Source organism: Micromonospora sp. NPDC049679, from assembly GCF_040659735.1.
Classification (GTDB): domain Bacteria; phylum Actinomycetota; class Actinomycetes; order Mycobacteriales; family Micromonosporaceae; genus Micromonospora_I.
In genome coordinates this window covers 42,596-51,221 of record NZ_JBFANZ010000040.1, presented here as the reverse complement: position 1 = coordinate 51,221, position 8,626 = coordinate 42,596, and the positions used below count along the sequence as shown (strand labels likewise).

Below are 8,626 nucleotides of genomic sequence, written 5' to 3'. Positions count from 1 at the left end.
GCGTCCAGCGGCGCCTTCACGCCGGTGTAGCGCGCCTTGAGTTCCACCACCGCGTGCACGTCCCGGGCCTGTTTGCGGGCGAACTGGTCGAGCAGCTCCAACTGGTCGGCGAACGCGGCCGGCGATCCGCTGGCGAGCATCGCGTTGACCGCCGAGGTGTTGGCGCCCTTGTAGGAACGGGCGGCCAGGACGCTGACCTTCGCCATCGCGACATCCACCTGGCGTTGCAGCGGGTCGATCTTCTTGGCCAGTGCGTCGGCCTGCTTCTTCTTGGCCGCTAGCTGCTGCCGGGTCGAGTTGTGTCGCTCGATGACCGGTTCGAGGTTGTTCCACGCCTGGTCGATCTGGCGTTCGATCTCGGTGACGGACGGCTCGGCGTGGGCGGGCGCTCCCGCGAGCAGGACGGCGACGCCGACGGCTGCGGCGATCGCGGCGGTCATGGCGCGACGCGTACACGTTGCCGTTGATCGTCGGCCGTGAGCCGCCGAACGTGACCACGGCCGCGGGGCAGGGATTGCCACCGGACTCCTTCTTTCCAGACCGCCTACCGGGTTAGCTGACGGGTTCGGGCGGGAAAGAGTGGCGCCCTACCGCGAAATGCGGATTCACCCCGGTGTTGCGTGGGTCCCCGGCTCGTGATGCGTGAACGACTCGGCGGTGTCGAGTCGGGGTCGCCCGGTTGGACGACCGGCTTCCGGCTCAACGATCTCCAACCTAGAGACGCCCGTTCTCCAGATGCAAGCGTGACGACTACTCAGTTCGGTACACATATCCACCAGTAGCGCATCGTGCGCTTCTGGCTACTCAATCAATGGAGAGGAATACGTCGTCTATCCGTCCGGCCTACTGATCGTTGTTGGGGCCGACGTTCTTGCCCCCGATGCGCAGCGGTTCATTGTTCGCGATCGATAGCGTCTCCGGCACCCCCACGCTGCCCCGGGAAACGCCGTCGACGACAAGGCTCAGCGGGAAGCTCGGCAAACCACCGCCGCCACCCGAGCTCGTGAAGGTTTCCTACGGGCGGCATCGACCATGCGCAAGCCATTGACGGCTGACACCGGACGGGCCAGGGTGACCGTGGAGCCATCCCCCTGAATGGAGGTTCGATGCAACGTCTCAAAGCACCAACGGGCAGGCTCATCCTGCTCAGCACCGCGGTGATCGGCGCGACCACACTCATGCCGGCCGGGTACGCGCCGGCCGCGAGCACGCCGGCCAACAGCCGTCAGCAGGCGTACGCAGCCGCGGCCGCCGCGTACGGGGTGCCGGAAAACGTCCTGCTCGGCGTCTCCTACCTGGAGTCGCGCTGGGACACCAATGCCGGCACGCCGAGCACCAGCGGCGGCTACGGCCCCATGCACCTCACCGACGCCGCCTACGTGGCCTCCCTCGGCGGCCAGCACCACGACGGGGACGAGGACCCGCGCGGCGACGACAGCCGGGCGGTCAAGAAGGTCGACTCGCACGACACCTCCACGCCCTCCATGGAAGGGCTCCAGACCCTCGACGCGGCCGCCACGCTCACCGGCGCGCGCGAGGAGTCGCTCCGCGCCGACCCGGTCGCCAACATCCGCGGCGGTGCGGCACTCCTCTCGTCGTACCAGAAGGCGCTCGGCGCGCCCCACGGCGCCGACAGCGATCCGGCGGCCTGGTACGGCGCGGTCGCCCGCTATTCCGGCGCCGACAACGCCAACGCCGCGGCGGTCTTCGCCGACGAGGTCTTCGGCACGATCCGCGACGGCGCCAGCCGGGTGACCGACGACGGACAACGGGTGACGCTCACGCAGCACGCGGGGCTCACGCCGGCGACGTCATGGCTCGAGAAGCTCGGCCTGCGCAAACCGGCGCGCCCGGACGGGCTGGAGTGCCCGGTGGATATCTCCTGCGAGTGGATCCCGGCGCCGTACGGGGAGTACCGCCTTCCCAACGGCACCGTCGACTACGGCAACCACGACCTGGGCAACCGCCCCGTGCAGCAGAAGATCGAGTACATCGTCATCCACGACACCGAGGGCTCCTACGCGGGCACGGTCAACATGGTGCAGGACGTCACGTACGTCAGCTGGAACTACTCGCTCCGCTCGGTGGACGGGCACATCGCCCAGCACGTCAAGGCCAAGGACGTGGCCTGGCACGCGGGGAACTGGTACGTCAACGCCAAGGCCGTCGGCCTCGAACACGAGGGCTTCGCCGGGGCGGGCACCTGGTACACCGAGGCGATGTACCGGACATCGTCGAAGCTGGTCCGCTACCTCGCGCACAAGTTCGACATCCCGCTGGACCGCAACCACATCATCGGCCACGACAACGTGCCGGGCACGATCCCGTCGACCGTGAGCGGCATGCACTGGGATCCGGGCCCCTACTGGGACTGGTCGCACTACTTCGACCTGCTCAAGGCGCCCTTCCGCCAGATCGGCACGCCGCGCACCGGCCTGGTCACCATCGACCCGGACTTCGCCACCAACCGGCCGGCGTTCTACGGGTGCAACCTGCTCCCGCCCAACCGACCGACCCCGCCGTTGCCGCCGTCGGAGCCGTGCCCGTCGCGCGGGTCGTCCGCGGTGATCCTGCACAGCGCGCCGAGTTCCGACGCGCCGCTGGTGAAGGACGTCGGTCTGCACGACAACGGTGGACCGTCCACCATGCACGTCTCCGACCACGGCGCCCGCGCCTCGGCCGGTCAGACGTACGCGGTGGCGGGCCGGCAGGGCGACTGGACCGCGATCTGGTACCTCGGACAGCAGGCCTGGTTCCACAACCCGGCCAGCGCCCCCGCCGCCAAGTGGTCCGTCGGCCTCGTCGCGACGCCCAAGCCCGGCAAGGCGACGATCCCCGTGTACGGCAGGGCCTACCCGGAGGCCGCGGCCTACCCGGCCGGCGTGCCCGTGCAGGCGCTCGCCCCGCTGCAGTACACGCTCTCGGCCGGCCAGCGCTACGCGGTCGGCAACGTCCTGCCGGGCGAGTACTACCGGGCGGTGAGCTTCGACGGCTCCGCGCCGGGTGACCGCACAGTGATCCGCGGCGAGATGAAATACGTCCAGATCCAGTTCGGCCACCGGATCATGTACGTCAACAAGGACGACGTGCAGCTTCTGCCGTCACCGGTCGGCGCTCCGCGCTGACCTCGGCGCACGAGAAAGGGCCCCTTCTCGACGGCCAGCGCCGAGAAGGGGCCCTTTCGCTGATCAGGGCGGGTCAGCCGGGACGGCGGAAGCCCGCGATCGGCAGGGTGTCGATGGAGGCCATCCGCACCACATCGCCAGAGGTCGGCGCGTGCACCATCAGGCCGTTACCGACGTACATGCCGACGTGGGACAGGTCGCCGCGGAAGAAGACCAGATCTCCGGCGCGCGCTTGGCTGCGGGTCACCGGGGTGCCCTCGTTCCACTGCGCACCCGTGTAGTGGGTGAGGCTGACGCCCGCCTTGCCCCACGCGAACTGAGTGAGGCCGGAGCAGTCGAAGCTGCTGGGACCGGTGGCGCCCCAGACGTAGGGCTTGCCGATCTGCGCGCACGCCGTCTTCACCGCGGTGCCCGCCTTACCCCCAGGGTATTCCGGAGGGCACGGACCGATGCGCAGCGATCCGCCGGACCCGCCGGCGCCGTACGCGGTGAGGCGGAGCTTCTGCAGCCGACCGATCTCGCCGTCGACCTGCTTCTTCTTCGCGGCCAGCTCCGCGTCCTGCTTCTGCTGCTGCGCGACGAGCGCGTCCAGCTTGCGCTTCTCCGCGTCGAACTTGTCCCGCGCGGCGGTCACCCCGGCGATCTGGTCCTGCTGCTGCTGGGTGAGCCGGTCAAGCATGGTGAGCTGCTCGGTGAGGGTGTTGGCCGAGCCGGTCTCGAGCAGCGCGTTGAGATCCGAGGAGGGCCCGGTCCGGTAGTACTGGTTGGCCATCTGGCCCACCCGGAAAAGGGCCAGTTCGGCCTGCAGCGACAAGGGGCGGATCTTCTTCTCCAGCGCAACCTGCTTCTTCTGGTTGGCCTTGAGCTGGCTGTGCACCTTGTTGTACTGCTCGATCACGGGCTCGAGCTGCTGCCATTGGGCGTCGATCTGCCGCTCAATCTCATCCACCGAGGGCGCTGCCTGAGCCTGCCCGGCGGGCAGCACGCCAACTGTCACGGCGGCCGCGAGGACGAGCAGGCCATGGGCCGCGGTACGCAGCCGACCTCGGTCGCGCGCACCACGTGGGTACGCCTGCTTGTGCTGATGTTCTCGGTTCTGTGGCTGGCGCGGATCTTCGAGCGCACGTGCCATCGGGCACCGACTCCTTCATCACCGAACGCTGGGGCCTCCCGCGGGGGAAGTGGAGGCCGACGTCCACAGCGGTCGGTGCCTCACATTAGGAGAGATCCCCGAGCAAATCAAGGCGACAAACCAGCCCTGTTCGCTGCGCTGTTACGTCAACACAATGCGTTGCACGAGAACGAATCTCGTAAATCACACAACGCCATTTGTGAATGTGTCTTTCCTCGCCCACGCGTGGCGCGGGCTCAGTCGGGCGGACCGCCGCTCGTTTCGGGATCGGCGACGAATTGACGCCGACATGCGGCGGCTGCGTTCATCGGAGACACCGACGCCGCACCGGCCTGTCGCCGGAGCGACAGACCGGTGCGGCGGGTGATGCTAGGCGCCGGTCGGCGCCGACTCGCGCTCCGGGGTCACCTCCGGCTTGACCGACCGGAGCAGGACGGTGGCGACATCGACGACCTCGACGTTCTCGCCGGCCTCACCGGTCGACTGCTTCCCGGTGACGCCGTCGCCGAGCATCGTGTAGCAGAACGGGCAGCCGACGGCGATCGTCTGGGCGCCGGTCGAGATGGCCTCCTCGACCCGGTCGACGTTGATGCGCTTGCCGATCTTCTCCTCCATCCACATACGCGCGCCACCGGCGCCGCAGCAGAAGGAGCGCTCGGAGTTGCGCGGCATCTCGGTCAGCCCATCGGCCACCGCCGAGCCGAGCACCTCGCGCGGCGGGGTGAAGACCCGGTTGTGCCGGCCCAGGTAGCACGGGTCGTGGTAGGTGACGCCGCCGTCGACCGGCTGGACCGGGGTGAGCTTGCCGGTGGAGACCAGGTGGGCCAGCAGTTGCGTGTGGTGTACGACCTCGAACTCCCCGCCGAGTTGCCCGTACTCGTTGCCCAGGGTGTTGAAGCAGTGCGGGCAGGTGGCGACGATCTTGCGCTTCGCCGGTTCGCGGTCGCCGAACGCCTCGTTCAACGTCTCGACATTCTGCTGCGCCAGCATCTGGAACACGAACTCGTTACCGATACGTCGGGCCGGGTCGCCGGAGCAGGTCTCCCCCTCGCCGAGAATCGCGAAGTTGACCCCGGCCTCGTTCAGCAGCGTGGCGACCGCGCGGGTGGTCTTCTTCGCCCGGTCCTCGAACGCGCCGGCGCAGCCGACCCAGAACAGGTATTCGAAGTCGTCGACCTCACCCACCCGCGGCACCTCGAAGTCCAGGCCCTTGGTCCAGTCCTCGCGGGTGTTCTGCGGGGCGCCCCACGGGTTGCCCTTGTTCTCCAGGTTGCGGAGCATGACGCCGGCCTCGGACGGGAAGCTCGACTCGATCAGCACCTGGTAGCGACGCATGTCGACGATGTGGTCGACGTGCTCGATGTCGACCGGGCACTGCTCGACGCAGGCGCCGCAGGTGGTGCAGGACCAGAGCACGTCCGGGTCGATCACGCCGCCGTCCTCGGCGCCGCCAATCAGGGGACGGTTCGCCTCGGCGAGCGCGAGCACGTCCATGTGCGCGAGCTGCGCGGCGGTCGCCTTCTCCTCACCGGTGAGGTCCTTGCCGCCGCCGGCGAGCAGGTAGGGAGCCTTGGCGTACGCGTGGTCGCGCAGCGAGAGGATCAGCAGCTTGGGTGAGAGCGGCTTGCCGGTGTTCCAGGCGGGGCACTGTGACTGGCAGCGACCGCACTCGGTGCAGGTGCTGAAGTCGAGCAGCCCCTTCCAGGTGAACTGCTCCACCTGGGCGACCCCGAACTGGTCCTTCTCCGGGTCGGCCTCCTCGAAGTCGAGGGGCTTGCCGTCGCTCATCATGGGGCGCAGCGCGCCGAGCCCCGACCCGGCCTTGGCCTCAGGGTCACGCTTGAAGAAGATGTTGAAGAAGGCCAGGAACCGGTGCCAGGCCACGCCCATCGTGACGTTCAACGCGATCACGATCAGCCAGGTCATCGAGATGGCGATCTTGATGAGGGCGGTGATGCTGAGCGCGGCCTCGGACGCGGGCAACAGCGCCCCGACCGCGTGGCTCACCGGGGTGGCCCACAACGGAAACTCGAAGTGGTCGGTGGCGACCTTGAAGCCACGGATGAAGAATCCGCACACCAGCACGGCGAGGACGACGGCCTCGACGAAGTAGCCCTGCCACATGGTCGAGCCGGTGAAGCGCGAGCGGCCACCCGGGCGGGTCGGGCGGTTCCAGACCCGGACCGCGATCAGCATCAGGATGCCGATGACGCCCAGCACCCCGATGGCCTCGGTGACCAGGCCGTACAGCAGCCACCCGCCGATGATCGGCAGTCCGCCCTTCGGATTGGCGACCTCGAAATAGGCCTCCAGCACCAGCGACGACAGCAGGATGAAGCCCACCATCACGAACCAGTGCGCCGCACCCACCACGCTCCACTTGAGCATGCGGGTGTGGCCGACCGTCTCGGTCAGCATGGTCTTCGTGCGGGCACCCTTGTCGGTGAAGCGCTCGGGGGCGGGCTGCCCGAGCCGGATCACCGCCGTCATCTGGCGCACCGCCCGTACGGCGAGCACCACCGCGACGACCGTGATGGCCGCGGCGAGCACCGTTGTGACGATCTGGACGCTGCCCATTGCCTTGGCCTCCCGATGTGCTGCTTGGCAAGCGGCTGGGTGACCGGAACACGCCGGTCACGGATGGAGCCTACGCGCTAGGTTACCCATCGGTAACGTGAGTAACCTCGCAACCGGCCTAATGCCCTACTACTACTGCGACGCACCCGTCACAGCTTTCGGCGACCGCCATCGAATGACGGTCGCCGTACAGGTCAGACGAGTTTACGGCCGTGCGCCCGGACTGCGGCGGGGCGCCGGCATCCACCGGGTCAGCGCCAGCGGGAGAGCAGGATCAGGGAACCGACCATGGCACCGAAGCCCACGGCGAGGTTCCAGTAGCCCCAGGAGACGACCGGGTAGGCGGTCTCGGAGAGGTAGTAGACCACCAGCCAGCCGATGCCGAAGACGATCAACGACACGGCGGTGACCGGCAGCCAGACGGGGCTAGGCTTACGGGTCGCCGCGGTCGCCGTCGGCCGGACATCGGTCGGCGGGGTGTACACCTTCTTCTTGCGGACCTGAGACTTTGGCACGACGCTCTCCTGAAGGGGTTGCGATCCTTGTCCGGCCTGACAACCGGACGCAGCGGCGACGGTCCATGGCCAATAATGTTCGACAGCTAGCGTAGTCAAGTCAGCGCGCTGAGGCCACGAACGGGGGCATCGCGAGCGCAAAGATCCGGCACAATGGGTCCGACCAGGACAAAAAGAGCAGGCAAGGACCCGCTGACACGGGCGAAGATCGATGCCGGAGGGCGGAGGGGGCTCGATGGAGTACACATCCGGCGCCTCGTCCTGGGGTAAGGCGTTCCGGCGGGCCGCTGTGGGGCTCGTCCCCCGCCGGTCCACGCAGCGACGCGGCGGCTGGTCGGTCGGTGTGCCGCTGATCGCGCTCGCCGCCGGCCTGCTCTTCACGACCACGGCGACGACCGCCGGCGGAACCGCGCTGCGAGAGGACCGCCGGCCGCAGATCACCCAGGTGATCAACGACCGACGCGAGCAGGTCGCCGCGAGCGAAAGGCGCGCGGCCGAGCTGCGGCAGCAGACGGAGCAGCAGGCCACCGCCGTCGCAGGCTCCGACGTACCGATCGCCCGGCAGCGGGAACGGGTCGGGCTGGGCCTCGCCGGAGCCGGCTTCACCGCGCTGCACGGCCCGGGTCTCACCGTCGAACTCAATGACGCCCCCCGACTAAACGACAGCAGCCGCCCCGGCAACCCCAGCAACGATGATCTCGTTGTTCATCAGGGGGACGTTCAGGCCGTAGTGAACGCCATGTGGGCCGGGGGTGCCGAAGCTATGTCGATCATGAACGTTCGGGTGCTATCCACCAGCGCGGTGCGCTGTGTAGGTAACACCCTCCTGCTGGACGGGCGGGTCTACTCGCCGCCATTCAAGATCACCGCAATCGGCGATCCGGCGGCGCTCCAGCGCGCCCTCGCCGGTGACGCCGGGGTCCGGGAGTTCAAGGACGCCGTCCTCCACTACCAACTGGGCTACCGCGAGACGGTCGAATCCAAGGCGACCGTGCCGGCATACGACGGTTCGAGCGCCCTGCGCTCCGCCAAAGTCCCCGCGGAGTGACCGGAATGACCGGCGACCCACGCAGCGATCGACATGGGCGGCACCGCGCGCCGGAGGCCGACGACTCGACGGCGGTGATGCCGCGCGTGAGCGGTGCGGCGCGTCCGGCGCCCCCGGCTGGTCCCCCCGGCGCCCCCGTCTCGCCCTCACCAGCCGCGATGCCCCCCGGCCCCCGCCCCGGACCACCTCCCGGCGCTGGCGGCTGGCCCCCGCCGGCCACAGACACCCC

At 68.8% G+C, this 8,626-nt stretch carries 5 protein-coding genes, 1 pseudogene and 1 riboswitch; of the genes and pseudogenes, 2 read left to right on the top strand and 4 right to left on the bottom strand.

What is annotated here, in order from left to right:
• Window positions 1-440: pseudogene (locus AB0J06_RS22070) on the bottom strand (glycoside hydrolase); the annotation flags it as partial.
• Between the two features lie 86 nt (window positions 441-526).
• A riboswitch (cyclic di-AMP (ydaO/yuaA leader) is annotated at window positions 527-667 on the bottom strand.
• Between the two features lie 439 nt (window positions 668-1,106).
• Here AB0J06_RS22070 and AB0J06_RS22065 point away from each other — a divergent pair.
• On the top strand, window positions 1,107-3,125 hold the full coding sequence (locus AB0J06_RS22065; protein ID WP_357430838.1) for an N-acetylmuramoyl-L-alanine amidase: 2,019 nt from the start codon (window positions 1,107-1,109) through the stop codon (window positions 3,123-3,125).
• 73 nt (window positions 3,126-3,198) lie between these two features.
• Here AB0J06_RS22065 and AB0J06_RS22060 read toward each other — a convergent pair whose 3' ends face one another.
• The 3 genes from AB0J06_RS22060 to AB0J06_RS22050 all read right to left on the bottom strand — a co-directional run bounded on the left by AB0J06_RS22060 (window position 3,199) and on the right by AB0J06_RS22050 (window position 7,349).
• Window positions 3,199-4,257 carry an NlpC/P60 family protein gene (locus tag AB0J06_RS22060; RefSeq protein ID WP_357430837.1) on the bottom strand — a complete coding sequence of 353 codons (1,059 nt, stop codon included), beginning with the start codon at window positions 4,255-4,257 and terminating at the stop codon, window positions 3,199-3,201.
• A gap of 369 nt (window positions 4,258-4,626) precedes the next feature.
• Entirely contained in the window at window positions 4,627-6,834 is a 2,208-nt protein-coding gene (locus AB0J06_RS22055) for a (Fe-S)-binding protein (RefSeq protein WP_357430836.1), read from the bottom strand.
• Window positions 6,835-7,085: 251 nt separating this feature from the next.
• The gene (locus AB0J06_RS22050; protein ID WP_357430835.1) at window positions 7,086-7,349 is read right to left on the bottom strand and encodes a cell division protein CrgA; all 264 of its coding nucleotides are present in this window, start codon (window positions 7,347-7,349) and stop codon (window positions 7,086-7,088) included.
• A 235-nt stretch (window positions 7,350-7,584) separates the two neighbouring features.
• Here AB0J06_RS22050 and AB0J06_RS22045 point away from each other — a divergent pair, with 235 nt between their 5' ends.
• Window positions 7,585-8,397 carry a DUF881 domain-containing protein gene (locus tag AB0J06_RS22045; protein ID WP_357430834.1) on the top strand — a complete coding sequence of 271 codons (813 nt, stop codon included), beginning with the start codon at window positions 7,585-7,587 and terminating at the stop codon, window positions 8,395-8,397.
• Window positions 8,398-8,626 lie beyond the last annotated feature (229 nt).

Excerpts from the sequence above, each read along its gene's own strand:
- AB0J06_RS22065 (WP_357430838.1), top strand. The coding sequence starts at position 1,107 with ATGCAACGTCTCAAAGCACCAACGGGCAGGCTCATCCTGCTCAGCACC.
- AB0J06_RS22055 (WP_357430836.1), bottom strand. The coding sequence starts at position 6,834 with ATGGGCAGCGTCCAGATCGTCACAACGGTGCTCGCCGCGGCCATCACG.
- AB0J06_RS22045 (WP_357430834.1), top strand. The coding sequence starts at position 7,585 with ATGGAGTACACATCCGGCGCCTCGTCCTGGGGTAAGGCGTTCCGGCGG.
- AB0J06_RS22060 (WP_357430837.1), bottom strand. The coding sequence starts at position 4,257 with ATGGCACGTGCGCTCGAAGATCCGCGCCAGCCACAGAACCGAGAACAT.